This window comes from Pseudosporangium ferrugineum (assembly GCF_003002065.1).
In the GTDB taxonomy this organism is placed as follows: domain Bacteria; phylum Actinomycetota; class Actinomycetes; order Mycobacteriales; family Micromonosporaceae; genus Actinoplanes; species Actinoplanes ferrugineus_A.
This window is the reverse complement of sequence record NZ_PVZG01000001.1, coordinates 226,709-251,014: the sequence shown is the minus strand read 5'-3', so window position 1 is coordinate 251,014 and position 24,306 is coordinate 226,709. Positions and strand designations below refer to the sequence as shown.

The 24,306-nt window shown below is 74.6% G+C and carries 18 protein-coding genes and 1 pseudogene; 11 read left to right on the top strand and 8 right to left on the bottom strand.

Annotated features, from left to right (window positions below):
• Positions 1-5: 5 nt before the first annotated feature.
• The gene (locus tag CLV70_RS01140) at positions 6-605 is read left to right on the top strand and encodes an FKBP-type peptidyl-prolyl cis-trans isomerase (RefSeq protein ID WP_106124427.1); all 600 of its coding nucleotides are present in this window, start codon (positions 6-8) and stop codon (positions 603-605) included.
• 3 nt (positions 606-608) lie between these two features.
• Here CLV70_RS01140 and yaaA read toward each other — a convergent pair whose 3' ends face one another.
• From yaaA to CLV70_RS01125, 3 genes are read right to left on the bottom strand one after another with little or no spacing between them, the layout of a single operon-like run.
• Positions 609-1,394, bottom strand: coding sequence for a peroxide stress protein YaaA (yaaA, locus tag CLV70_RS01135; protein ID WP_106124426.1), 786 nt, complete (start codon positions 1,392-1,394; stop codon positions 609-611).
• Positions 1,395-1,403: 9 nt separating this feature from the next.
• Positions 1,404-1,742, bottom strand: a complete 339-nt coding sequence (locus tag CLV70_RS01130) for an STAS domain-containing protein (RefSeq protein ID WP_106124425.1) — start codon at positions 1,740-1,742, stop codon at positions 1,404-1,406.
• Positions 1,743-1,783: 41 nt separating this feature from the next.
• Positions 1,784-3,427 carry a copper resistance CopC/CopD family protein gene (locus tag CLV70_RS01125; protein ID WP_106124424.1) on the bottom strand — a complete coding sequence of 548 codons (1,644 nt, stop codon included), beginning with the start codon at positions 3,425-3,427 and terminating at the stop codon, positions 1,784-1,786.
• Positions 3,428-3,587: 160 nt separating this feature from the next.
• Here CLV70_RS01125 and pgm point away from each other — a divergent pair, with 160 nt between their 5' ends.
• Positions 3,588-5,231 (top strand): phosphoglucomutase (alpha-D-glucose-1,6-bisphosphate-dependent), encoded by a 1,644-nt coding sequence (pgm, locus tag CLV70_RS01120; RefSeq protein ID WP_106124423.1) that lies wholly within the window; start codon positions 3,588-3,590, stop codon positions 5,229-5,231.
• Here pgm and CLV70_RS01115 read toward each other — a convergent pair.
• Both CLV70_RS01115 and CLV70_RS01110 read right to left on the bottom strand, forming a co-directional pair.
• The gene (locus CLV70_RS01115) at positions 5,221-5,871 is read right to left on the bottom strand and encodes a response regulator (RefSeq protein WP_245908009.1); all 651 of its coding nucleotides are present in this window, start codon (positions 5,869-5,871) and stop codon (positions 5,221-5,223) included. The two genes, pgm and CLV70_RS01115, sit on opposite strands and share 11 nt — an antisense overlap.
• Complete coding sequence (locus CLV70_RS01110; protein WP_106124422.1) at positions 5,871-8,243, bottom strand: sensor histidine kinase; 2,373 nt, start codon at positions 8,241-8,243, stop codon at positions 5,871-5,873. Before CLV70_RS01110 ends, CLV70_RS01115 begins: the two co-directional genes overlap by 1 nt.
• 178 nt (positions 8,244-8,421) lie before the next feature.
• On the opposite strand from CLV70_RS01110, the gene CLV70_RS01105 reads away from it, so the two are divergent.
• A complete protein-coding gene (locus CLV70_RS01105) occupies positions 8,422-10,746 on the top strand; it encodes a putative bifunctional diguanylate cyclase/phosphodiesterase (protein ID WP_106124421.1) in 2,325 nt (774 codons plus the stop codon).
• A gap of 9 nt (positions 10,747-10,755) precedes the next feature.
• Here the strand turns inward: CLV70_RS01105 and gndA are convergent, their stop codons facing one another.
• Positions 10,756-12,189 carry an NADP-dependent phosphogluconate dehydrogenase gene (gene gndA, locus CLV70_RS01100; protein ID WP_106124420.1) on the bottom strand — a complete coding sequence of 478 codons (1,434 nt, stop codon included), beginning with the start codon at positions 12,187-12,189 and terminating at the stop codon, positions 10,756-10,758.
• 197 nt (positions 12,190-12,386) lie between these two features.
• Here gndA and CLV70_RS01095 point away from each other — a divergent pair, with 197 nt between their 5' ends.
• The 8 genes and pseudogenes from CLV70_RS01095 to nrfD all read left to right on the top strand — a co-directional run bounded on the left by CLV70_RS01095 (position 12,387) and on the right by nrfD (position 22,330).
• Positions 12,387-12,701: a type II toxin-antitoxin system PemK/MazF family toxin gene (locus CLV70_RS01095; protein WP_106124419.1), complete on the top strand. Its 315-nt coding sequence runs from the start codon at positions 12,387-12,389 to the stop codon at positions 12,699-12,701.
• A gap of 149 nt (positions 12,702-12,850) precedes the next feature.
• Positions 12,851-14,698 carry a SpoIIE family protein phosphatase gene (locus tag CLV70_RS01090; protein ID WP_106124970.1) on the top strand — a complete coding sequence of 616 codons (1,848 nt, stop codon included), beginning with the start codon at positions 12,851-12,853 and terminating at the stop codon, positions 14,696-14,698.
• Positions 14,699-14,773: 75 nt separating this feature from the next.
• Positions 14,774-15,445 (top strand): phosphoribosyltransferase, encoded by a 672-nt coding sequence (locus CLV70_RS01085; RefSeq protein WP_106124418.1) that lies wholly within the window; start codon positions 14,774-14,776, stop codon positions 15,443-15,445.
• Between the two features lie 85 nt (positions 15,446-15,530).
• A complete protein-coding gene (locus tag CLV70_RS01080; protein WP_106124417.1) occupies positions 15,531-15,866 on the top strand; it encodes an ArsR/SmtB family transcription factor in 336 nt (111 codons plus the stop codon).
• Complete coding sequence (locus CLV70_RS01075) at positions 15,863-16,327, top strand: SRPBCC domain-containing protein (RefSeq protein ID WP_106124416.1); 465 nt, start codon at positions 15,863-15,865, stop codon at positions 16,325-16,327. Before CLV70_RS01080 ends, CLV70_RS01075 begins: the two co-directional genes overlap by 4 nt.
• 60 nt (positions 16,328-16,387) lie before the next feature.
• Positions 16,388-19,633: pseudogene (gene fdh, locus CLV70_RS01065) on the top strand (formate dehydrogenase); the annotation flags it as partial.
• A gap of 25 nt (positions 19,634-19,658) precedes the next feature.
• Positions 19,659-20,888: a 4Fe-4S dicluster domain-containing protein gene (locus CLV70_RS01060; protein WP_106124413.1), complete on the top strand. Its 1,230-nt coding sequence runs from the start codon at positions 19,659-19,661 to the stop codon at positions 20,886-20,888.
• A 338-nt stretch (positions 20,889-21,226) separates the two neighbouring features.
• On the top strand, positions 21,227-22,330 hold the full coding sequence (nrfD, locus tag CLV70_RS01055; RefSeq protein ID WP_106124412.1) for an NrfD/PsrC family molybdoenzyme membrane anchor subunit: 1,104 nt from the start codon (positions 21,227-21,229) through the stop codon (positions 22,328-22,330).
• On the opposite strand, the gene CLV70_RS01050 is transcribed toward nrfD, so the two are convergent.
• Together CLV70_RS01050 and selD are read right to left on the bottom strand one after the other, a co-directional pair.
• Complete coding sequence (locus CLV70_RS01050) at positions 22,314-23,258, bottom strand: ATP-grasp domain-containing protein (protein WP_106124411.1); 945 nt, start codon at positions 23,256-23,258, stop codon at positions 22,314-22,316. The genes nrfD and CLV70_RS01050 overlap by 17 nt on opposite strands.
• Before the next feature lie 27 nt (positions 23,259-23,285).
• Positions 23,286-24,290, bottom strand: coding sequence for a selenide, water dikinase SelD (selD, locus tag CLV70_RS01045; RefSeq protein WP_106124969.1), 1,005 nt, complete (start codon positions 24,288-24,290; stop codon positions 23,286-23,288).
• Positions 24,291-24,306 lie beyond the last annotated feature (16 nt).

Genomic DNA, 24,306 nt, shown 5'->3' with positions numbered 1-24,306 from the left:
TACAGATGAGTGTCCAGGACAAGACCGCCGGCAAGCGTCGCGGCCAGGCGCTCACGGGCGCGCTCGCCGGAGTTGCCGTGATCGCCGTGCTCGTGGCGGTCTTCGTCGGCATCCAGGTGTCGGACGACGACAAGCCGGAGCCGGCCGCCGCGCCGCCCGCCGCCGCGACCGAGCCGGCCCCGGTCCCCAGCGAGCCCGCCGCCCCGAGCGCGCCGGCGCCGCAGACGCCCCTCGACCCGGCGCTGAAGGAGAAGCCGGTCGTGCGGGCGGGCAAGGGCGACGTCAGGAAGCTGACCGTCAAGTCGCTGGTCGCGGGCAAGGGGCCGAAGCTGACGGCCGGCCAGACGATCCAGGCGAACTACGTCGGGGTGACGTACAAGGACGGAAAGCAGTTCGACTCGTCGTGGGACCGCGGGCAGCCCGCCGAGTTCCCGGTCGGCGTCGGACAGCTGATCAAGGGCTGGGACCAGGGCCTCGTCGGCGTGCCGGTGGGCAGCCGGGTGCAGCTCGACATCCCCGCCGACCTCGCGTACGGCGAGAACGCCACCGGCGGCCGTCCCGCGGGCGACCTGCGGTTCGTCGTCGACGTGCTGGCCGCGCAGTAGCGGTTACAGCTCGCGTACCACCACGTCCGCCTGACGGGGGCGGCCCGCCGCGACGGGCCGCTCCTCGACGGTGAACTTGAGGTCACGCAGCGCGCCGAGCAGCTCGTCCGCCGAGCCCGGGGTCACGCCCGCGACGGCCAGGGCCCGCACCAGGCGCCCCTTGGTGGCCTTGTTGAAGTGGCTCACCACCGAACGGCGCGGCTCCCCGCCGACGATCCGCTCGTGCAGCACCCGCAGCGCCACGGCCTCCGCCCCCGGCGCCCACATCGCCGCGTAGGCCCCCGAGCGCAGGTCGAGCACCGGGCCACCGGCCGGCATCGCCCGGGTCAGGGCGGTCCTCCAGTACGGCGTCAGCCCGCCGATCCCGGGCAGCGTCACCCCGGCCGAGCAGCGGTACGCCGGGATGCGGTCGGTGAGCCGCACGACGCCCCACAACCCCGAGAAGACGACAGCGCGCTCGTCGACCCAGGCGCGCGCGTCCGGGGCGAGGGTGGCGACGTCCAGCGCCTCGTACAGCACGCCGGTGTAGACCTCGGCCGCGGGCGCCGCCGGCGCGGTGGCCAGGGCGGCGTTGCGGTCGAGCTCGCCGCGCTGCCCGGTGCTGAGGCCGAGGATCTCCAGCGACTCGGCGACGGCGCGGGCGCTGCGGCGCCGGCTCAGCGTGGCGAGGCGGCCGAGCACCCGCTTGCGGGCGGCGGCGAGGCGGGGCAGCCAGAGCGCGGCGGGGTCCACCGGGTCACCGGCGGCCGGCGCGGTCTTGCCCTCGGACGGCGGCAGCAGGATGAGCACGCCGCGACCTTACAAGCCGGCCGCGAGCGCGTCCGCGACGGTCGGGAAGATGCCGAGGGCGGGCATCGGGCCGGCCGTGCGCAGCAGGCCGGGCAGCCAGTCGCCGGGGGCGGCCAGCCGCACCCAGCCCCCGGAGCCGGCCGCGCGCCGGTGGCCGGAGACGATCTCGCCGAGCCCGGCCGGGTCGCAGAAGCCGACCCCGGACACGTCGACGACGACCCGCGGGTGCGGCCGGTCGAGCACCTGGTCGAGGGTCGTCCGCAGGACGGGCGCGGTGGCCAGGTCCAGGTTGCCGCGGACGGTCACCACGACGGTGTCGTCCGGGTTGCCGATGACGGAAACGTGCACGGCCGGCCTCCTGGGATCGACGGAGACCTTCCTCTGCCCACTCAGGGACGCTCCGGAACCTTCGGCACCGTGATCGTCGTCCGGACCGTCGCCTGGTCGATGTCCGTGGTGCGGACCGTGAACGTCAGGTCGTACGTGCCCGGCAGCGGGAAGGTCAGCGCGCCCATGGCGTCGTTGCGCGGGTGCAGCGGCAGCATCGGCTGGGTGAACGGCTCGAGATCCCGCCCGCGCAGCCGGGTGGTGACGGTCCACTCCTCGGCCGCCAGCGGCTTGCCCTCCGGCGTGTACGTGAACCCGTGCACCGTGTTGTTCTCGCCGAGCTCCACCGGATAGACGGAGTACTGCAACGAGAACAGCTCGGAGGTGAGCGTCTGGGACACGCCCGGCCCGGAGCTGTCCCGTTCCGCCGTCTCGGTGCGGCCCGGGTCGGTCTGCACCAGCACCGCGCTCAGCCCCAGCACCACCACGGTGCCCAGGACCTCGATGCCGACCGTACGCCGCAGCGGCGCGGTCCCAGCGGTGGTGACCCGCGAGCGCAGCACGAAGCCGCGCGCCGCCGCCGCGACCGCCAGCACCGCCGCCAGGATCGTGACCTTGCCCAGCAGCAGCCGGCCGTACCCGGTGCCCCAGAGCGCGCCGACCGAACCCAGCTGGACCACCGCCTGGACGACTCCCGCGCCGGCCAGCCACACCACGGCCAGGGTCGCCCAGCGGGACCAGGCCGGCAGGATCCGGCCGAGCACCCGCGGGTGCGCGCGGCGCAGCAGGAACACCGACAGGGTCACCAGCCCGCCGAGCCAGCCGGCCATCGCGGCGAGGTGCACGACGTCGGCCGTGATGATCGCCGGGGCGAGCGGCGACTCGGTGGCGTGCCCGGTCAGCGGCCACGTCGTCAGGCCGCCGGCGGCGAGGACGAGCAGCGCCGGGCCCCGCCACCGGCCGCCGTGGCCGTGCAGCACCGGAGGCAGCAGGGCGGCGACGGTGGCCAGCACCGCGAGCCGGGCCAGCAGCGCTACCCCGTACGGGCTGGCGAGCACGTCCGCCAGCTCGGTCACCGACACGTCCCACAGGGGTGCCCCGCTGCTGGCCGGGGCCTGGGTCCACAGCGCGGCCAGGGTCGCCGCGGCGGTGCCGATCAGGCCGGCGCGGACCAGCGCGATCGGGCCCCGCCGGGACAGCCGCCGGGGCCACAGCAGGGCGAGGAACAGGGCCGGGCCGGCGATCAGGGTCAGGCCGGCGTACCCGAGGAACTTGGCGGCGGGGACGGCGACCGCGACCGACGGGTGCACGCCGGTGGGGTCGCTCTCCGCCGGCCGGGCCGACGGTGCGCCGACGGAGAAGGTCATCGCGCCGCCGACCGGGTGGCTGTCGGCGGAGATCACCCGGTAGCTGACCACGTACGTGCCCAGCGGCCGGTCGGCGCGGCGCACCTGGATGCGCAGCAGCGGGCCGGCGGCGGTGACCGTACCGGTGATCCGCTTGCCGTCCGGGGCCAGGACCTGGGTGCGTCCCTCGACCGGGGTGACCGCCTCGCTGAACCGCACCACGATCTCGGCCGGCGCGGCGGCGACCACGCTGCCCGGCTCCGGGCTGGCCCCGAGCAGCGCCGCGTGCGCGTCCGCCGGGGAGGCCGGCAGCAGCACGGTGGCGAGCCCGGTCAGCACCAGGATCAGTACGCGAAACACCCGCGGCCCCCCAGCCGCTCGAACCCCTGTCACGGAAGGTAGTTCGGATGGCCGCCGGGAAAGGTTCAATCCCCGCGTGGCGGCTTACCGATCGCGGCCGGCGGGTATCGCAGCGGCGATACGATCCCGGGCAGATCCACGCCCTCAAGGAGGCCCCTCGATGTCCGTCCATCCCCGCGCCGGCACCCCCGCCGAGTCCCGCGACACCATCGACGTGCCCCGGGTGGTCCTCAGCTACTACACCGATCACCCCGACCCGGGCGCCGCCGAGCAGCGGGTCGCGTTCGGCACCTCCGGGCACCGGGGTTCCAGCCTGCGGACCGCCTTCAACGAGGACCACATCGTCGCCACCAGCCAGGCCATCGTCGAGTACCGGCGGGACCAGGGCACCGACGGGCCGCTGTTCCTCGGCCGCGACACCCACGCGCTCTCCGAGCCGGCCATGGTGTCGGCGCTCGAGGTGTTCGCCGCCAACGACGTCACGGTGCTGATCGACAGCCGGGACGGATACACGCCGACGCCCGCGCTGTCGCACGCCATCCTCACGTACAACCGCGGCCGCACGGACGGGCTCGCCGACGGCGTGGTGGTCACCCCGTCGCACAACCCGCCGGACGACGGCGGCTTCAAGTACAACCCGCCGCACGGCGGGCCCGCCGACACCGGCGCCACCCGGTGGATCCAGGACCGGGCCAACGCCCTGATCGCCGGCGGGCTCAAGGACGTCCGCCGGGTCGGTGCCGCCCGGGCCCGCGCGTCCGAGCTGGTCTCCGGCTACGACTACCTCGCCGGGTACGTGGACGACCTCGGCTCGGCCATCGACATGGAGGCGATCCGGTCCGCGGGGGTGCGCATCGGCGCCGACCCGCTGGGCGGGGCGTCGGTGGCGTACTGGGGCGAGATCGGCGAGCGGTACGGCCTGGACCTGACCGTGGTCAACCCGGACGTGGACCCGACGTTCCGGTTCATGACGCTGGACTGGGACGGCAAGATCCGGATGGACTGCTCGTCGCCGTACGCGATGGCCTCGCTGATCGCCCAGAAGGACAGGTTCCAGCTGGCCACCGGCAACGACGCGGACGCCGACCGGCACGGCATCGTCACCCCCGACGGCGGGCTGATGAACCCCAACCACTACCTCGCGGTGGCGATCTCGTACCTGTTCCGGGTGCGCGAGGGCTGGCCGTCGGGCGCGGCGATCGGCAAGACCCTGGTGTCGTCGTCGATGATCGACCGGGTCGCCGCCGACCTGGGACGCAAGCTCGACGAGGTGCCGGTGGGCTTCAAGTGGTTCGTGCCGGGCCTGCTGGACGGCTCGGTGGGCTTCGGCGGCGAGGAGAGCGCGGGCGCGTCGTTCCTGCGGCGCGACGGCAGCGTGTGGAGCACCGACAAGGACGGCATCCTGCTCGACCTGCTCGCCTCGGAGATCCTGGCGACCACCGGGCGCACGCCCAGCCAGCACTACGCGGACCTGACCGAAAAGTTCGGCTCACCCGCGTACGCCCGCATCGACGCCCCCGCGACCCGCGACGAGAAGGCGGTCCTGGCCAAGCTCTCGCCCTCGCAGGTGTCGGCCAAGGAGCTGGACGGCGAGCCGATCACGGCGGTGCTCACCACCGCGCCCGGCAACGACGCCCCGATCGGCGGCCTGAAGGTGGTCACCGAGTCCGGCTGGTTCGCCGCCCGCCCGTCCGGCACCGAGGACGTCTACAAGATCTACGCCGAGTCGTTCAAGGGGCCGGAGGCGCTGGCCCGGATCCAGGAGGAGGCCCGCGCGGTCGTCTCCTCGGCGCTCAAGGGGTAGGCCGCACCAGGCCGAGGTCGTAGGCGGCGATCGTCGCCTGCACCCGGTCGCGGACGCCGAGCTTGGCGAGCAGGGCGTTGACGTGCGCCTTGACGGTGCCGGTCGTGATGCCCAGCGCCGCGCCGATCTCGGCGTTCGACAGGCCCCGGGCGATGCTGACCAGCACCTCCCGTTCGCGCGGGGTGAGCCCGGTCAGCCGGGGATCCGCGCCGGCGGCGGGCGACACCGGGCCGCCGCCGGCGAACGCGTCGATCAGCCGCCGGGTGACCGCCGGGCTGAGCATCGCCTCGCCGTCGGCGACCACCCGGATCGCGGCCAGCAGGTCGGCCGGCTCGGTGTCCTTGAGCACGAAGCCGGACGCTCCCGCCCGCAGCGCCTCGTAGACGTAGCTGTCCTGGTGGAACGTGGTCAGCACGAGCACCCTGGGCGGCTCCGCCGCGGCGGTGAGCCGGGCGGTCGCGGTCAGCCCGTCCATGCCCGGCATCCGGATGTCCATCAGCACGACGTCGGGGCGGACCCGCGCGGCGACCTCCAGCGCGGCGGCCCCGTCGCCCGCCTCGCCGACGATGGTCAGATCCTCCTCGGCGTCGACGATGGCCGCGATCCCGGCCCGCACCATCAGCTGGTCGTCGACGACCATCACCCGGGTTGCGATGACGCCACCTCCCCGTTCTCCTGGGGCCCGGGCGCCGCCGCCGGGCCGGTCCGTGCCGTGCCACCGGCCGCCGTCGCGGGCAGCCGCACCTCCGGCGATCCGTCCGCCGCCGGGTCCAGGGAGCCGCCGACGGCCGCCAGCCGGGCGCGCAGCCCCGCGGCCACCTCGCCGCCGGGGTCGGCCGGCATCGGGATCACCCGGATTCGCAGCGGATCGCCGGTCAGGTCCACCCGTACGGTCACCGCCCCGGTGTCCCCGGCCAGCAGCAGTTCCACCACCCGGTACGCGGACAGATCCACGTCCGGCCCCAGCGCCCGCCCCGCGCCGGCCACCTCGAGCGTCACCGACCGGCCGTTCGCCCGCCAGCGGTCCGCCAGGTCCGGCAGGGCGGCGAGCGTCGGCTGCGGCGTACGCCCGGCGCCGTCCGCGTCCGCGGCGGGCGCCTCCCGCAGGTCGTTGAGCAGCCCGCGCATGCCGTCCAGCGCCGTACGCGCCGAGTCCAGCACCTCGTCCAGGTCGCCGCGGTCGGCCGCCTCGGCGACGCGGGCGGTGTCGCGCAGCACCGCGGCCCGCAGCCCCTCGGCCACCCGGGCCCGCTCGGCGCCCGCCTCGGCCAGGGCCCACGCGGTGGCCGCCGCGACCGCGTGGTGCTGCCGCAGCCGGGCCCGCGCCCGGCGGCGGCGCACGAGGAAGCCGGTGAGCCACGCCCCGAACACGGGCAGGGCCAGCGGGATCCCGCCGATGACCGCGAAGACCAGCAGCAGCCCGGCGTAGGAGTCGGTGGCGGCGTCCGCGGGCGGGTCGAGGACCAGCATCAGGGTGATCGCGGGGATGGTCGACACCAGTACGGCCACCATGGCGAGCCAGGAGAGCGCCGGTCTGCGGCCGTAGCGCGCCACCGCGTGCACGGCGAGGGCCTCGACGCCGAGGCCGGTGATGGGCAGCCAGCCGTGCGTGATCGGCAGGATGCCCGCCGCGACCAGCGCCGGCCACACCCAGGTGGAGGCGACCGCGACCGCCAGCACGGTCCAGGGCCGGTCGCGCCGCCACAGCAGGGGCGCGGCGTGCGCGGTGAGCGTCAGGGCGGCCAGTGACACGAGCCCCGGTGCCACCTCGCTGTCGAGCAGCAGCGCCACCCCGATCGCGGGCATGGCGAGCGCCAGCAGCAGCACCGCGATGTCCATGAGCCGGTCGGTGGTGAGCCGCCGGCCGGCGACCGCCACGGTGGCCGGGCCGGCTGGCAGCAGCGCGGTCACCTGCCATCCGCCGCCGGGGCGCGGCCCGGCCTCCAGGGTGCCGCCGAGGGCCTCGGCCCGCTCCCGCATGCCGGTGAGGCCGCGCCCGGAGCCGAGCCGGCCGGCGGCCGTGCCCTCCGGTGCCGCGGCGCCGTCGTCGCTCACGGTCAGCTGGACCGCGCCGCCGGACAGTTCCTCGAGGTGTACGGCCACCGCCGCGCCCGCCGCGTACCGCAGGGTGTTGGTGAGCGCCTCGCGGACGATGCCGTGCGCCGCCTCGGCCACCGCCGGGCCCGGGGCCGCCGTACCCGTGACCGTCACCCGCTGGCCCAGCTTGCGGAAGCCCTCGGCGAGCTCCTCCAGCCGCGGGCCGGCCGCCCCCGGCCGGTCGTCGGGGCGTTGCAGCAGCGCCACCAGGCGGTGCAGGGCCGCGAGCGTGTCCCGGCCGGTCCTCGCCGCGAAGTCGCGGGCCTCGGCCACCAGCTCGGGGCGGGAGCCGCCGATCCGCTGGGCGGCCGACGCGATGACGACGATCGAGGTCAGGTGGTGGGCGGTCACGTCGTGCAGCTCCCGGGCCAGCCGGTGCCGTTCGGTGTCGGCCGCCCGCGACCGCCGGTCCTCGGCCTCGGCCAGCTCGGCCGCCGCCCGCGCCCGGTCGGCGTGCCACCGGCGGCGGGCCCGCCCGAGGGCGAGGACGATGACGTAGAACGCCACGACCAGGGCCGCGCCCGCCGGATAGTCCGAGCCCAGGTCGCCCCGGACCGCCATGACGCCGCACTGCCAGACGATCATGCCGAGCGTGGTGAGCAGCGCCGTACGCTGCCGGCACAGCACCGCCACGCCGAAGAGGGCGACGACGTCGGCGGCGGAGATGCCGGAGAGCGCCTCCTCGGGCAGCCCGAGGTCGCCGACGGTGAGCGCGACCATGACGACCCCGGCGACCGGAAGGGGCGCCGCGCGGCGCCACAGCAGCGCGGCCGTCGTCACGGCGGTGACGGCCAGCGCCGTCGCCACGTGCAGGGCGGAGACCGGCCGCTGCTCGAGCCAGGGCATGCCGGGCCACACCATCAGCTGCTCGAAGGCGAGCAGGACGGGCAGCACCCAGACCGGGATCCGTTCCATGACGCCTGAGACCTTAGGCGGCGCGCGCCCGCCGGCGCATCCGCCACCCGACCACCCTGCTCGCCGGCCCGGTGACGGTGCCCGATCCCGCCGGGGCTGCGTAATTCTCAGCTTGCCCGCGCGGGCGCCGACTGGAATTCCACCAGGACCGCCTCGAGGGACGGGAGCCGTACCCAGCATGACGTCACCAGCCACGCGGGTGGGCCGCCGGCGTGCGCAGAAGCAGGCCCGTCCGGGCCCGCTGCCGCTCGCCGTGGCCTTCGGCGCGGTGCTGGCGGTGGTCGGGTGGCTGCTGGTACGCGATCCCACCGGCCCCCTGCGCCCCGGCTTCGTGGCCGGCCCGGTCGCCCTGGCCGCGGCCTTCGTCGCCTGTCGCCGGATCGGCGCGATGATCGTGGTGGCCCGGCCGGTACGCGGCTTCTGGCGGTACTTCTCGCACGCCGCGATCTGCGTGGGCATCGGCGCCGTGGTGAGCCTCGCGTACGCCAGCACCCAGCCGGGCATGTCGCCGTACGTCGCCGGGCCGATGCTGCTCGGCGTGGTCATGGCGATGCTGGCCTTCGCGCAGCTGCCCCGGGAGAAGCGGTCCGCGCTGCGCTGGGCCCAGCTGATGCTGGACGGCGCCACCGTGGCCGTCGCGGGCGCGCTCATCTTCTGGTACGTGATCGTCGAACTGGCCCCGCCGACCGACGACCCGGCCGCCCAGAACGGTGCCGCGGTGGTCGGCATCGGCGGGCTCATCGCGCTGGTGGTGATCGGCAGGGCGGCGATGAGCCCGGCGACCGTCGTCGACTCCGTGGCGCTGCGGATGCTCGCCGCGGCCCCGCTGGCCGGCGTGGTCGTGGCGGTGCTGCTGCTCAGCGGGGTGGAGACCGGGCGGTTGTGGTTCAACGTGCTGGCCCTGCCGGTGGTGGGGGCGGCCATGACGCTGGCCGCGTACCGTCAGCACCTCGTGCTGAGCCGCCCCGTGCCCGCCGCCGCGGCACCGGCCGGGCGCAGCGTCTACAACGCGCTCCCGCTGGTCGCGGTGATCGCGACGGCGGCGCTGGTGATCACGGTCTCGGCCCGGCAGCTCGACACCGACCAGCGGGTCGTCATCGTCGGCGCCGTGCTCATCGCCGCCTTCGTGGCGGCCCGCCAGCTGCTCGGGCTGCGCGCGAACGACCGGATGCTGCTCGGCATCCGCCACCAGCAGGCCGAGCTCGAGCGGCTGGCGATGCATGATCCGTTGACCGGGCTGGCGAACCGGGCGCGCTTCGGCGCGGTGCTCGGCGAACGCCTCGACCAGCACCGCGCGGCGAGCGTGCTGCTGGTCGACATCGACGACTTCAAGATGGTCAACGACACGATGGGCCACGGCGTCGGCGACCAGCTGCTCTTCCAGATCGCCCAGCGGCTGCGCCACCACAGCGCGGTCACCCACCTGCCGTCGCGGCTGGGCGGCGACGAGTTCGCGGTCCTGCTCGACACCGACGAGCCGGTCCAGGCCGAGGCGGCCGCGGCGCGCATCCTGGCCGCGCTGGCCGTGCCGTTCCGGGTGGGCGAGCACCAGCTGCTCGCGCACGCCAGCATCGGCGTGGCGCTGGCCGGGCCGGGGGACAGCGCCGACGAGATGCTGCGCAACGCCGACATCGCCATGTACGCCGCGAAGGCCGCCGGCAAGGCCGCCTGGGCCCGCTTCGAGCCGCGGATGCGCCACGAGGTGGTCAACCACGCCCGCCTCGGCAGCGAGCTGCACAACGCGATCATCCGGCACGAGCTGTTCCTGATGTACCAGCCGGTCTTCGACCTCGACACCGGCCGGATGTCCGGGGCCGAGGCCCTGGTCCGCTGGCAGCACCCGGCCCGCGGGCTGGTGTCCCCGGCGGACTTCGTCCCGGTCGCCGAGCGGTCCGGGCTGATCGTGCCGCTCGGCTCGTGGGTGCTGCGCGAGGCGTGCGAGCAGCTGGCCCGCTGGCAGGCCGAGTACGGCCCCGCCGCCATCCGGTCGGTCAACGTCAACGTGGCCGCCCGGCAGCTGCGCGAGCCGGGCTTCGTGGACGAGGTCGCCGCGGTGCTCAGCGACACCCGGCTCGGCCCGATGAACCTGGTGCTGGAGGTGACCGAGTCGTCGGTGGTCGACGGGCGGCAGGTGCGCGACACCCTCGAGGCGCTGCACGAGCTGGGCGTACGCCTGGCCCTGGACGACTTCGGCACCGGACAGTCCAGCCTCAGCCTGCTCCGGGCGTTCCCGGTCGACGTGCTGAAGCTGGACAAGTCGTTCGTGGACGGCATCTGCGACGGCGAGGACCGCGGCCGGCTGGCGGTGGCCGCGGCGGTCGCGCAGCTCGCCGAATATCTGGACCTGTACGCGGTGGCCGAAGGCATCGAGACCGCCGCGCAGCTGGACCGGTTGCGCCGCATGGGCTACCGGCTCGGCCAGGGCTACTACATGGCCAAGCCGCTGCCGCCGGCGGAGATGGCGGTCCTGATGCAGCGGACCGCCACCGCCGTCGCGGCCTGAGGGCTACAGCTAGGCGCCGACCTCGTTGCGCTCGGCGCCCCACATCGTGTGGAACGAGCCGTCCTTGTCGATGCGCTGGTACGTGTGCGCGCCGAAGAAGTCCCGCTGGCCCTGGATCAGGGCGGCCGGCAGGCGCTGGGCGCGCAGGCCGTCGTAGTACGCCAGCGCCGACGCGAAGCCGGGCGCCGGGATGCCCTGCTGCGCGGCGAGGGCCACGACCCGCCGCCACGCCTCCTGGGCGCCGCTGACCGCGTCGAGGAAGTAGTCGTCGACGAGCAGGGTCTGGAGGTTCGCGTCCTTGTCGTACGCCTGCTTGATGTAGTCGAGGAACTTCGCCCGGATGATGCAGCCGTCGCGCCAGATCTTGGCCATCGCGCCCGGGTCGATCTCCCAGCCGTACTCCGCGCTGGCCGCCTGGATCTGCTGGAAGCCCTGCGCGTACGCGACGATCTTCGAGGCGAACAGCGCCTGCTCGACGTCCGCCCGCAGGTCCGCGCCGCCCGCGCCGGTCTGCGCCGCCGGGCCGGGCAGCTTGCCGGCCGCCGCCCGGCGCACGTCCGCGCCGCCGGACAGGGCCCGCGCGAAGACGGCCTCGGCGATGCCGCTGACCGGCACCCCCAGGTCCAGCGCCGACTGCACGGTCCAGCGGCCGGTGCCCTTCTGCTCGGCCTGGTCCACCACGATGTCGACGAACGGCTTGCCGGTCCCGGCGTCGACCTGCTTGAGCACCTCGGCGGTGATCTCGATCAGGTACGACCCCAGCCGCCCCTCGTTCCAGCTGGAGAACACGTCGGCGATCTCCGCGGGCGAGTGGCCGCCGGCCTGCCGGAGCAGGTCGTACGCCTCCGCGATGAGCTGCATGTCCGCGTACTCGATGCCGTTGTGCACCATCTTGACGAAGTGGCCGGCGCCGTCCGGGCCGACGTGCACGCAGCACGGCTCGCCGTCGACCTTCGCCGCGATGTCCTCGAGCAGCGGGCCGAGCGACTCGTAGGACTCCTTCGAGCCGCCGGGCATGATGCTCGGGCCGTGCAGCGCGCCCTCCTCGCCGCCGGACACGCCGGTGCCGACGAAGTGCAGCCCCCGCTCCTTGAGCGAGGCCTCACGCCGGCGGGTGTCCGCGAAGTGCGCGTTGCCCGCGTCGATGATCATGTCGCCCGGCTCCAGCAGCGGGGCGAACTCCTCGATCACCGCGTCGGTCGGCTTCCCGGCCTTCACCATGATCACCACGCGGCGCGGCCGTTCGAGGCTGGCCACGAAGTCCTCGGCGCTCTCCGCGGGGAGGAACGTGCCCTCGTGGCCGAACTCCTCGACCAGTTCCTTGGTGCGGCCGTAGCTCCGGTTGTGCACGGCGACCGTGTGGCCGTGGCGGGCGAAGTTCCGGGCCAGGTTGCGGCCCATCACCGCCAGGCCGGTGACGCCGATCTGAGCCTTCTCCGTCATGAACGTCCTTCCTCCACGCGAGCGGCGGGCGGCAGCCCGTCAGTCGCAAGTCGTCACGGTCATTGTTACGGATTCACAACGCCCGAGGTTCGACCGGTCACGAGGAACGTTCACCCTGCGGGACGTCGCTGCCCGGGCCGCCGGGCGCGGGCGGACGCGCGCGCCGCGGAAGATCGGTCCGACGGTACGCTCGGCGCGTGAAGCGCGGCGAGATCTGGACCATCGGCAGCCGCACCGACCTGCGCTACCGGGTGATCGTGCTCTCGGCCGACAGCTACAACGACCGGTCGAACGCGTCCCCGTTCTGCGCGCCCATCGTCCGCCAGCGCGGCGTCACCGAGCTTCCGCCGTACGCGGTGGCCCTCACCGAGCAGGACCCGATCACCGGCGTCGTGGTGGTCAACCGGCTGCGCCGCCTGCCGGCGTCGGTCGGCGCCGAACGGATCGGCATGGTCACCGGCGCCAGCATGGCCCGGCTCACCGAGGCGATGCGCACCCTGTTCGAGATCTGAGCCGGCCGCCGGTAGCCCTTCCGGGTGATCCGGGGGCCGTCGCGCCGCAGGTCGGATGGGGGTGGGGGTGTTCGGGGGATGACGCCGCCGGGCGCGCTGGCGTATTCAGGAGGCGACGGTGTTCGGCGTGGGAGAGGGCAGTGACCTGGATGGGCGGTCGGCAGGCGTACGTCGAGGCGGTGGACAGCCTGCGCACGGCCACCGGCCGGCCCGCGGGTGATGCCGGGCGCGCCGTCGTCGACCGGGCGGTGGGGCTGCTGGCCGGGCGTACCCGGTGCCGGCTGGCCGAGGCGCACCGGCACCTGCTGAGGATGAGCGCCGAGCAGCGCCGGGATCTGGTCGAGGTCGCCGCCGGGGTGATCGGCCTGCTGGACGTGCCGGAGCAGGACGAGGGCCCGCCGCATCCCGTCCCGCTGCCCGCGCCCGCCGTCGGCGTCGCGGCGGTGCGCCGCCCCGAGTCGTGGCTGCCGGTGGTGCAGGCCGTGCTCGACACCATGCCCGGCCGCCACGCCCTGCTGACGCCGGTCCGTGACGCCGCCGGCCGCCTCGCCGATCTCGAGTTCGCCGCGGTCAGCCCGGAGGCGATCGCCGGCGACGGGCTGCACGGTCAGGGCCTGCTGGGCGCGCGGATGTCGGAGCACTTCCCGGAGACGCTCGCCAGCGACCGGTGGCCGATCTACGAGCGGGTGCTGGCCACCGGCGACCCGGCCGAGACCGGGCCGTTCCGGCACGCCGCGGGCCGCTCCAGCGTGCGGGCCCACCGCCTGGGCGCCGGCCTGCTGCTGACCTGGGAACACCACGACGGCGGCCCGGACGGTTCGGAGCGGATCGCCGCGACCGAGCGCCTCGGCAACCTCGGATGGGGGGAGTGGGACCTGGTCAGCGGGGAGGTGCGCTGGTCCGAGCAGCTCTACCGCATCTACGAGCGGGACCCGGCGCTCGGGCCGCTGTCGCGCGAGGAGTCGGAGGCGCTCGCGGTGCCCGGCGACCTGCCGTTGCGGATGGCGGCGGCCGAGGCGTTCGAGCGCGCCGAACAGGTCGACCTGACCACCCGGGTGCGGATCAACGGCAGGATCAAGCATCTGCGTACGGTCGTCGACGCCGTCCGCGACACCACCGGGGCGCCGCTGCGCATCTACGGCATCGTCCAGGACGTCACCGCGCGCGAGACCAGCGTGCAGCGCCTCGCCGAGGTCGAGCGGCAGCTCGCCGAGCAGCGCCGGTCGCTGGCGGCCGAGCACCAGCTGGCCGCTCGGCTGCAGCAGATCATCCTGCCCATCCCGGACGGCCCGATGGAGCTGCCCGGCCTCAAGGTGGCGGTCCGCTACCTGCCGGCCGAGCAGGAGGGCATGGTCGGCGGCGACTGGTACCACGCCGAGGCCCTGCGCGACGGCTCGGTGCTGCTCGCCGTCGGCGATGTCGCCGGGCACGGCACCCAGGCCGCCACCACGATGGCCCAGCTGCGGCACTCGCTGCGCGCGCTGGCGGTCACCACCGGCGACCCGGCCGTGCTGCTGGGCCACCTCAACCGCCTGACCTGCGACCTCGACCGGGAGACGCCGGAGACCACGGCGACCGCGATCGTGGCCCGCTACGACCCGGACCGGCGCCGGCTCACCTGGGCCCAGGCGGGCCACCCGCCGCCGCTGCTGTCCCGCGGCGGCCGTACCGCGCCGCTGCCCAGGCCGGCCGGCCCGATGCTCGGCGTGGTCGAGGACGCCCGGTACGGGTGCGCCACCCTCGACCTGGCCATCGGCGACGTGCTGCTCTGCTACACCGACGGCCTCGTCGAGCATCGGCGGCGGGGCCCGGACGACGGCCTGCACGCGGTGATCCGCACGGTCGACGAGGCGGTGGCGGCCTCGCCCCGGCAGCCGCTGGGGGAGCTGCTCGACCGCCTCCGCCAGGCCAACCCGGACGACGACACCTGCATCCTCGCGGTCCGGCCGGTCACCGGCGAGACCCGTGACCTGCGGCACTATCTGCGGATGGGCTGAGCCCGGGGAAACGCCTGACGTCTGACCGTTCGCCGCACCCGGTCCACCCCGTCCGGAAGCCGCTACGGTGAGGAGGTGGCGACTGCCCGTACGGCGTCCGAGCCCTGTTTCACCGACCGCACCGCGGCCGGGCGGCTCCTCGGCGTCACGGTGGCGCGGCATCTCGGCAACGTCGGCCTGACCCGGTGCCCGCTCGTGCTGGCGCTGCCCCGCGGCGGCGTGCCCGTGGCGGCCGGGGTGGCGGCGGCCGTCGGTGCGGAGCTCGATCTCGTCGTCGCCCGCAAGATCGGCGCGCCCGGCCGGCCGGAGCTGGGTGTCGGGGCGCTCGCCGAGGACGGCGAACCGGTCTTCGACCGGGGCCTGCTCGGCGAGCTGGGGCTGACCCCGCAGGACCTCGACGGTACGGTCGCGGCCGAGCGGGCGGAGCTGGACCGCAGGATCAGGGCGTACCGGGGGGACCGGCCGGCGGCGGAGGTCGCGGACCGCGTGGTCATCGTCGTGGACGACGGCGTGGCGACCGGCGTGACCGCCCGGGCGGCCCTGCGCTGGCTCCGGGGCCGCGGCGCCCGGCCGCTGGTGCTGGCCGCGCCGGTGTGCTCGCACGAGGCCGACCGCTCCCTGGCCGCCGACGCCGACCTGGTCATCTGCCTGCGGAGGCCGGAGCGGTTCGGCGCGGTGGGCCGCTTCTACCGCGACTTCGCGCAACTCGGGGACGCCGACGTGCTCGCCGTGACCGCCGCTCGCTGATCCGTCTTGACATCCCGCCCGGGAGGGGTAGGCTCAACCGCACGGTTGATAAACCGTTTGGTTGATAAGCCAGGTGGTTGACAGCATGACGACAGCGGATCCGATCAGCGGCGTCTTCGCCGCCCTCGCCGACCCGACCCGCCGGGCGATCCTGGCCCGGCTGGCCGAGGGCGAGGCGACCGTCGCGCAGCTCGGCGCGCCGTTCCCGATCAGCGCCCAGGCGATCTCCAAGCACCTCAACGTGCTGGAGCGGGCCGGCCTGATCGTGCGGACCCGGGAGGCGCAGTGGCGGCGGGTGCGGATCGAACCGGCCCCGCTGCGCGACGTCGCGGGGTGGGTCGCCCAGTACCGGCGGCTCTGGGAGGAGCGCTACGACGCGCTGGGTGGCTACCTGGAACGCCTGCAGAAGGAGGAGCCATGAGCACCATCGCCATCAGCACGCCGTCCGGGACCGAGCTGGTCATGAGGCGCACCTTCGACGCGCCGAAGGCCCTGGTCTTCGCCGCGCACACCGAGGCCGAGCATCTGCGGCACTGGTGGGGCCGGGGCAACCCGCTCGACGTGACCATCGACTTCCGGGTCGGCGGCGCCTGGCGCTTCGTCGAGACGGCGGACGGCCGGCAGCACGCGTTCCGGGGCGAATTCCTCGAGATCGAGGCGCCGGACACCTTCACCTGGACCTTCGAGTACGAGCCGATGGCCGGGCAGGTCTGCGTGGACCGCTACGTCTTCACCGAGCAGGACGGGCGCACCACGGTCACCAGCACGACCACGTTCAGCTCGCAGGCCGACCGGGACGGCATGGTCGCCTCCGGCGCGGCGGCCGGCGCCGAGCAGAGCTACGCCGCGCTCGACGCGTACCTCGTCAAGCTCGGGGCGTGACGGGCACGCCGGGCGCCGCGTGCCGTGCGGCGCCCGGAGCCGTGGTCTAGTGTCGATCTCATGGGCGTCCGCACCTGGATCGAGGGCTGGCCGGTCTATCGGCAGCTGACCGGCACCGACCCGCTGGGCCGGGGCGCCGCCGCGCAGTCGGAACGCTCCCGTGCCCTCACCGCCCGCACCGAGACCGCCGACTCCGTGGCGAGATCGGTCTGCCCGTACTGCGCGGTCGGCTGCGGACAGCGGATCTTCGTCAAGGACGGCGAGGTCGTCCAGATCGAGGGTGACCCGGACAGCCCGATCTCCCAGGGCCGGCTGTGCCCCAAGGGCTCGGCGAGCAAGAGTCTGATCACCAGCGACCGCCGGCAGCGGAAGGTGCTCTACCGCCGGCCGTACGCGACGGACTGGGAGGAACTCGACCTCGACACGGCGATGAGCATGATCGCCGACCGGGTGCTCGCCGCGCGCGACGAGACCTGGGAGGACGCGGACGAGGACGGCCGCCCGCTGAACCGCACCCTCGGCATCTCCAGCCTCGGCGGCGCCACGCTGGACAACGAAGAGAACTACCTGATCAAGAAGCTCTTCACCGCCATGGGCGCCATCCAGATCGAGAACCAGGCGCGTATTTGACACTCCGCCACCGTCCCCGGTCTGGGGACCAGCTTCGGCCGTGGCGGGGCCACCGGATTCCTCCAGGATCTGGCGAACGCCGACTGCATCGTCATCCAGGGCTCCAACATGGCGGAGGCCCACCCCGTGGGGTTCCAGTACGTGGTGGAGGCGAAGAACCGCGGCGCCAAGGTGATCCACATCGACCCGCGGTTCACCCGGACCAGTGCGCTGGCGCACACCTATGTGCCCGTGCGCGCCGGGGCCGACATCGCGTTCCTCGGCGGCGTCATCAACTACATCCTCAGCAACGAGAAGGACTTCCGGGAGTACGTGCTCGCGTACACGAACGCGTCCATGCTGGTCAGTGAGGAGTTCCAGGACACCGAGGAGCTGGGCGGGCTGTTCTCCGGCTACGACCCGGAGACCGGCGCGTACGACCAGAGCAGCTGGCAGTACGCGGGCCAGCAGGACGAGGGCCAGGAAGAGGAGGAGTCGCACGTCGACCGGGAGACCGCCTCCGGCCTCGAACAGGAGTCGCACGGCCCGCCGGTGCCCGCCGACGTGCCCCGCGACCCGACGCTGCGGGACCCGCGCTGCGTCTACCAGGTGCTCAAGCGGCACTACGCGCGCTACACGCCCGAGGTGGTCGAGCGGCTCTGCGGCGTACCGCGGGACAAGTTCCTCGAGGTGTGCGAGGCGTGGACGGCCAACTCCGGCCGCGAGCGCACGACCGCGCTGGTCTACTCGGTCGGCTGGACCCAGCACAGCGTCGGCGTGCAGTACATCCGCGCCGGGGCGATCATCCAGCTGCTGCTGGGCAACATGGGCCGGCCCGGCGGCGGCGTGATGGCGCTGCGCGGGCACGCCAGCATCCAGGGCTCGACCGACATCCCGACCCTGTTCAACCTGCTGCCCGGCTACCTGCCGATGCCGCACCACCGCCAGCACGAGACGTTCCGGCAGTGGGTCGACGCCATCCGCCACCCCGAGCAGCAGGGCTTCTGGGCCAACGCCGAGTCGTACGCGGTCAGCCTGCTCAAGGCGTACTTCGGCGACGCGGCCACCGCGGACAACGACTTCGGGTACGGCTGGCTGCCCCGGCTCACCGGCGACCACGGCACGTATCAGCAGGTCCTCGACATGATCGACGGCAAGATCAAGGGCTACTTCCTGCTGGGCCAGAACCCGGCGGTCGGCTCCGCGCACGGCCGCGCCCAGCGCCTGGGCATGGCCAACCTCGACTGGCTGGTCGTCCGCGACCTGTTCATGATCGAGAGCGCGACGTTCTGGAAGGACGGCCCCGAGGTCGCCACCGGCGAGATCGTGCCCGAGCAGTGCCGGACCGAGGTCTTCTTCCTGCCCGCGGCGTCGCACGCCGAGAAGGAGGGCACGTTCACCCAGACCCAGCGGATGCTGCAGTGGCGCGAGAAGGCCGTCGAGCCGCCCGGCGACTGCCGCTCCGAGCTGTGGTTCTTCTACCACCTCGGACGGTTGCTGCGGGAGCGGCTGGCCGATTCCGCCGCGCCCCGCGACGCCGGCCTGCTGAACCTGACGTGGGACTACCCGCTGCACGGCGAGCGCGGCGACGAACCGAGCGGTGAGGACGTGCTCAAGGAGATCAACGGGTACGACCTCGCCACCGGCCGCCCGCTGTCCAGCTTCACCGAGATGAGGCCGGACGGCTCCACCTCCGGCGGCTGCTGGATCTACACCGGCGTCTACAAGGACGGGGTCAACCAGGCGGCGCGCCGCAAGCCGCGCACCGAGCAGAGCTGGGTGGCCGGCGAGTGGGGCTGGGCCTGGCCCGCCGACCGCCGCACGCTCTACAACCGCGCCTCCGCGGACCCCGAGGGCCGGCCCTGGTCCGAGCGCAAGAAGTACGTCTGGTGGGACCCCGAGGCCGGCGAGTGGACCGGCTACGACGTGCCCGACTTCGAGAGGACCAAGCCGCCGTCGTACCGGCCGCCGGAGGGCGCGACCGGCGTCGAGGCGATCTCCGGCGACGACCCGTTCATCATGCAGGGCGACGGGAAGGGCTGGCTCTACGCGCCCAGCGGCCTCATCGACGGGCCCATGCCGACGCACTACGAGCCGGCCGAGTCGATGGTCCGCAACCCGCTCTACGAGCAGCAGGCCAACCCCACCCGCAAGGTGTACGACCGCTCGGACAACCTCACCAACCCGAGCCCGCCCGAGCGGCACTCCGAGGTCTTCCCGTACGTGTTCAGCACCAGCCGGCTGACCGAGCACCACACGGCCGGGGGCATGAGCCGGCAGCTCGCGTACCTGTCGGAGCTCCAGCCGGAGATGTTCGCCGAGGTGTCGCCGGAGCTCGCCGCCGAGCGCGGGCTCGAACACCTCGGCTGGGCGCACATGGTCACCGCGCGGGCGGCCATCGAGGCCCGGGTGCTGGTCACCGACCGGCTCATCCCGCTGCGCATCGAGGACCGGATCGTGCACCAGATCTGGATGCCGTACCACTGGGGCGGCGAGGGCCTGGTCACCGGCGACTCGGCCAACGACCTGATCGGCATCACCCTCGACCCGAACGTGCTGATCCAGGAGAGCAAAGTGGGCACGTGCGACATCCAGCCGGGGCGGCGGCCGACCGGTCCGGCGCTGCTGGCGTACGTCACCGGCTACCGTGAGCGGGCCGGCCTGGTGCCGGGGCACCACACGCCGCCGCTTCTCACCCCTGACCAGCCGGAGGAGAGCTGACGTGGCCGGACCGAACAGTCTCTACGGCCCGCTGGACCCGGCGCCCGACGCCGGCTACCTTGACCCGCCGCCGCGGATGGGCTTTTTCACCGACACCAGCGTCTGCATCGGCTGCAAGGCGTGCGAGGTGGCGTGCAAGGAGTGGAACCTCGTCCCGGACGACGGCTTCAACCTGCTCGGCACCTCGTACGACAACACCGGCGGGCTGACCGCCAACTCCTGGCGCCACGTCGCGTTCATCGAGCAGCCGGTGGCCGGGCGCGGCGGCGGCACCGACACCCCGGGCGCGTTCGCCGGCCTGCCGGTCGGCCCCCCGGCGAGCGGGCTCGCGGCGGTAACCGCGGCCCGCACCGGCCAGGACACGGGTACGGACCCGGGCGTGCCGCCGGCCGTGGACGCCCTCGCGGCGGCCGGCACCATCACCCCGCCCGGCGCCCTGGCCCCGCCGGGCACTCCGGCCTCGACCGGCACTCCGGCCTCGCCGGGCGCCTTGACCCCGCCGGGCGCCCTGGCCTCGCCGGGCACTTTGGGCCCGCTGGGCTCTGCCGCCCCTGCCGGCGCTCCCGCCTCGTCCGGCGGCGGCGGTGCGGCCGCGACCGGGCCGCAGTTTCTCGGGATGCCGATGGCGGACCTGCCGGGGCGCACGATCGACGCGCCGCGCAGCGACTTCCGCTGGCTGATGATGTCCAACGTCTGCAAGCACTGCACCCACGCGGGCTGCCTCGACGTGTGCCCGACCGGCGCCCTGTTCCGCACCGAGTTCGGCACGGTGGTGGTCCAGGAGGACATCTGCAACGGTTGCGGCTACTGCATTCCGGCCTGCCCGTACGGTGTCATCGACCAGCGCAAGGACGACGGCCGCGCGTGGAAGTGCACGCTCTGCTACGACCGGATCGGCGACGGGCTGACGCCGGCGTGCGCCAAGGCCTGCCCGACCGAGTCGATCCAGTACGGCGAGCTCGAGGAACTGCGCGGCCGGGCGGCGCACCGGCTGGAGAAGCTCCAGGAGCAGGGCGTCACCGAGGCCCGCCTGTACGGCCACGACCCGGAGGACGGCGTGGGCGGCGACGGCGCGTTCTTCCTGCTCCTCGACGAGCCCGAGGTGTACGGCCTGCCACCGGACCCGATCGTGACCACCCGCGACCTGAAGGCCATGTGGAAGCGGGCCGGCGTCGCCGCCCTGACCATGGCCGCCGCGGTCGTCGTCTCGTTCGCGGGACGCCGCCCGTGAGCCCCCGCGACGACGCCCCCGACCGTGGCGTCCCCGAACGTGGCGTCCCCGACCGTGCTGCCTCCGACCGTGGCGTCTCCGAGCGTGGGGCCTCTGAGCGTGGGGCCTCTGAGCGTGGCGGCTCTGAGGGTGGGGCCTCTGAGCGTGGCGGCTCTGAGGGTGGGGCCTCTGAGCGTGGCGGCTCTGAGCGTGGCGGCTCTGAGCGTGGCGGCTCTGAGCGTGGCGCGCCCGACCGCGGGGGCCGCGACGTGCGGGCCGGCGGGTCTGCCGGGGACGGGCGGCGGGCCTCCGGCGGGCGGCGCAAGGGTGGGCGCGGGGGTGGCCGGGGGGACCGCTCCATGGTGCCGCCGGCGGACTTCCGGTCGTACTACGGGCGGCCGATCGTCAAGGCGCCGGTGTGGCACCATGACATCGCCGCGTACCTGTTCACCGGCGGGCTCGCCGCCGGGTCGTCGCTGCTCGCCGCCGGCGGGGACGCCACCGGGCGGCCCGCGCTGCGCCGCGCCGGGCGGATCGCGTCGCTCGGCGCCCTCACCGCCAGCACGTACTTCCTGATCAACGACCTCGGGCGGCCCGAGCGCTTCGTCAACATGCTGCGCGTCGCCAAGCCGACCTCGCCCATGTCGGTGGGCACCTGGATCCTCAGCGCGTTCGGTGCCGCCGCCGGGGTCGCGGCCGTCGCCGAGGCGGCGCCCCTGCTGCCCGACCGCGGCGTGCTGGGACTCGGGCGCCGGCTCCTGCCCCCGCTCGGCACCGCGGGCCAGTACGGCGCCGCCGTGCTCGCGCCGGCGCTGGGCACGTACACGGCGGTGCTGCTCGCCGACACCGCCACGCCGAGCTGGCACGAGGCGTACCCGGAACTGCCCTTCGTCTTTGCGGGCAGCGCCCTGGCCAGCGGCGCCGGGGTGGGCCTGCTGGCCGCGCCCCCCGGCCAGGCGGGCCCGGCCCGGCGGATGGCGGCGCTCGGCGCGGCCCTCGAGCTGTACGGCGCCCACCGCATCGAGACCACCAAGGGGATCCTCAGCGAGCCCTACCGCGAGGGCCGGCCGGGCCGCCTGCTGCGCGCGGGCCGGCTGCTGACGGCCGCGGGCGTCGTGGGGGCGGCGCTCGGCCGCCGCAGCCGCGTGGTCTCCGGCCTGTCCGGGTTGTCGCTGCTGACCGCGTCGCTGGTGACCCGGTTCGGGATCTTCGACGGCGGCGTCGCCTCGGCCAAGGACCCGAAGTACACGGTCGTGCCCCAGCGCGAGCGCCTCGCCCAGCGCGAGCGCCTCGCCCAGCGCGAGCGCCTCGCCCAGCGCGAGCGCCTCGCCCAGCGCGAGCGCCTCGCCCAGCGCGAGCGCCTCGCCCAGCGCGAGCGCCTCGCCCAGCGCGAGCGCCTCGCCCAGCGCGAGCGCCTCGCCCAGCGCGACGCCGGGACGGCCGGCGCTACCGAGCCCGGCTGAGGGCGGCGATCAGCTCCTCCGCCGGGGTGCTCGCCGGCCGGTCGCTCACCTGACCGTCGCCGACCTCGACCACCCGCCAGTCGCCGTCGTCGCGGCGTACCAGGTCGGCGGTGACGAACGGCAGCCCCAGGGCCGCGATCCGGCCGGCCACCGCGGACAGGTCCAGATCGTCCGGGGGCAGCTCGTCCGGCGTATCCGGGTGGGCGGTGACCAGCCGGCACTCGCCGCCGGCCCACCAGGTGCGGGCCTCCGCGCCGGTGAACGGCTCGAAGCGGCGGAGCACGAAGCCGCCGGCGTACTCGTCACCGCGAAGCTCCCGGAAGCGGGAGGCGACCCGCCAGGCCCGATCCCGGTCGGCGACGTCCGGGATGTACGCCGCCTCGTGCCAGTAGTGCTTCATCGACTTCGTGTAGTCCCGCAGCACCGCGGGGCCGTCGCCCAGCCGGGTGAGGGCCCGCTCGAAGTCCTCCCGGGCGTCGCCCTCCGTCCAGGCGGTCTCGGGGGTGAGCGGCCGCAGGGTGTCGTACCAGCCGGGGAGCTCGTGTGCCCGCCGGTACGCGTCCGCGCTGGTCCGGAGCGTGACGTGGCGGGCGGCCAGCGCGGTTGCCAGGTCCGCGTAATGCTCGGAACGCAGCATCCAGCCGCGATAGACAGCGTCGCCGCTTGCGCCGGCGTCGCCGCTTGCGCCGGCGTCGCCGCTTGCGTCGGCGTCGCCGCTTGCGTCGGCGTTGCCGCTTCCGCCGGCGTTGCTCTCTTCCCCGGCGGGGACGAGGGCGACGGCGGCGGGGGTCGCGCGGCCCTGGGCGAAGGCGTCATGGTCGATCACGGCCACCGGCACCCCGGCGTCGCGCGCGGCGGCGGCCTCGGGCGCGAAGTGCTCGTCGGGCCGGCGCGGGCGCAGCGGATCGGCCGGCAGCAGCAGCATCATGCCCTCATGATCCCAGGCGGGCGCGACTCAGCGGATCTCCAGGGTCACCCCGTCCGCGCGGGCGGGCAGGAGCTCGCCGACGATCGGGAAGCCCGGCACCTCCCCGGCGACGAGCAGCCCGCCGGAGGTCTGCGCGTCGGCCAGCAGCAGCAACTCGTCCTCGGCGACGCTGCCGGGGTCGGCGTGGGGGCGTACCCAGTCGAGGTTGCGCCGGGTGCCGCCGCTGACGCACCCGGCGGCCAGGGCGTCCCGGGCGCCGTCCAGGTAGGGCACCGCCGCGGCGTGGACCCGGGCGGTGACGCCGCTGGCGCGGGCCAGCTTGTGCAGATGGCCGAGCAGCCCGAAGCCCGTCACGTCGGTCGCGCACACCGCGCCGGCCTCCAGCGCCGCCTCGGAGGCGGCCCGGTTGAGCCGGGTCATCGCCGCCACGGCCTGCGGGAACACCTCCCCGGTGGACTTGTGCCGGGTGTTGAGCACGCCGATGCCGAGCGGCTTGGTCAGGGTCAGGGGGGTGCCGGCCACGCCCGCGTCGTTGCGCATCAGGCGGGCCGGGTCGGCGACCCCGGTGACCGCCATGCCGTACTTGGGTTCCGGATCGTCGACGCTGTGCCCGCCGGCCACGTGACAGCCGGCCTCCCGGGCCACGTCGAGGCCGCCGCGCAGCACCTCCCCGGCCAGCTCCATCGGCAACAGCTCCCGGGGCCAGGCGAGCAGATTCACCGCGACGACGGGACTGCCACCCATCGCGTACACATCGGACAGGGCGTTCGCGGCAGCGATGCGCCCCCAGTCGTACGCATCGTCCACCACCGGCGTGAAGAAGTCCGCGGTCGCCACCACGGCCACCCCGGCGGCCAGCTTCACCACCGCGGCGTCGTCCCCGTCGTCCAGCCCGACCAGCAGCTCACCGGGCCCCCGCGGCGCGCCCGGCCCGAGCAGCCCGGCGACCACCGACTCCAGCTCACCGGGGGGAATCTTGCACGCACATCCGCCGCCGTGGGCGTACTGGGTGAGCCGTCGGCTCTGCGAGATCGTCACCCGGAGAACC

What these genes read in the sequence shown, in the direction of transcription:
- CLV70_RS01075 (WP_106124416.1), top strand. Translation starts at nt 15,863, where the DNA reads ATGAGCACCATCGCCATCAGCACGCCGTCCGGGACCGAGCTGGTCATG.
- gndA (WP_106124420.1), bottom strand. Translation starts at nt 12,189, where the DNA reads ATGACGGAGAAGGCTCAGATCGGCGTCACCGGCCTGGCGGTGATGGGC.
- pgm (WP_106124423.1), top strand. Translation starts at nt 3,588, where the DNA reads ATGTCCGTCCATCCCCGCGCCGGCACCCCCGCCGAGTCCCGCGACACC.
- nrfD (WP_106124412.1), top strand. Translation starts at nt 21,227, where the DNA reads ATGGTGCCGCCGGCGGACTTCCGGTCGTACTACGGGCGGCCGATCGTC.
- CLV70_RS01140 (WP_106124427.1), top strand. Translation starts at nt 6, where the DNA reads ATGAGTGTCCAGGACAAGACCGCCGGCAAGCGTCGCGGCCAGGCGCTC.
- CLV70_RS01090 (WP_106124970.1), top strand. Translation starts at nt 12,851, where the DNA reads ATGGGCGGTCGGCAGGCGTACGTCGAGGCGGTGGACAGCCTGCGCACG.
- CLV70_RS01110 (WP_106124422.1), bottom strand. Translation starts at nt 8,243, where the DNA reads ATGGAACGGATCCCGGTCTGGGTGCTGCCCGTCCTGCTCGCCTTCGAG.
- CLV70_RS01050 (WP_106124411.1), bottom strand. Translation starts at nt 23,258, where the DNA reads ATGATGCTGCTGCTGCCGGCCGATCCGCTGCGCCCGCGCCGGCCCGAC.
- CLV70_RS01080 (WP_106124417.1), top strand. Translation starts at nt 15,531, where the DNA reads ATGACGACAGCGGATCCGATCAGCGGCGTCTTCGCCGCCCTCGCCGAC.
- CLV70_RS01115 (WP_245908009.1), bottom strand. Translation starts at nt 5,871, where the DNA reads ATGGTCGTCGACGACCAGCTGATGGTGCGGGCCGGGATCGCGGCCATC.
- CLV70_RS01105 (WP_106124421.1), top strand. Translation starts at nt 8,422, where the DNA reads ATGACGTCACCAGCCACGCGGGTGGGCCGCCGGCGTGCGCAGAAGCAG.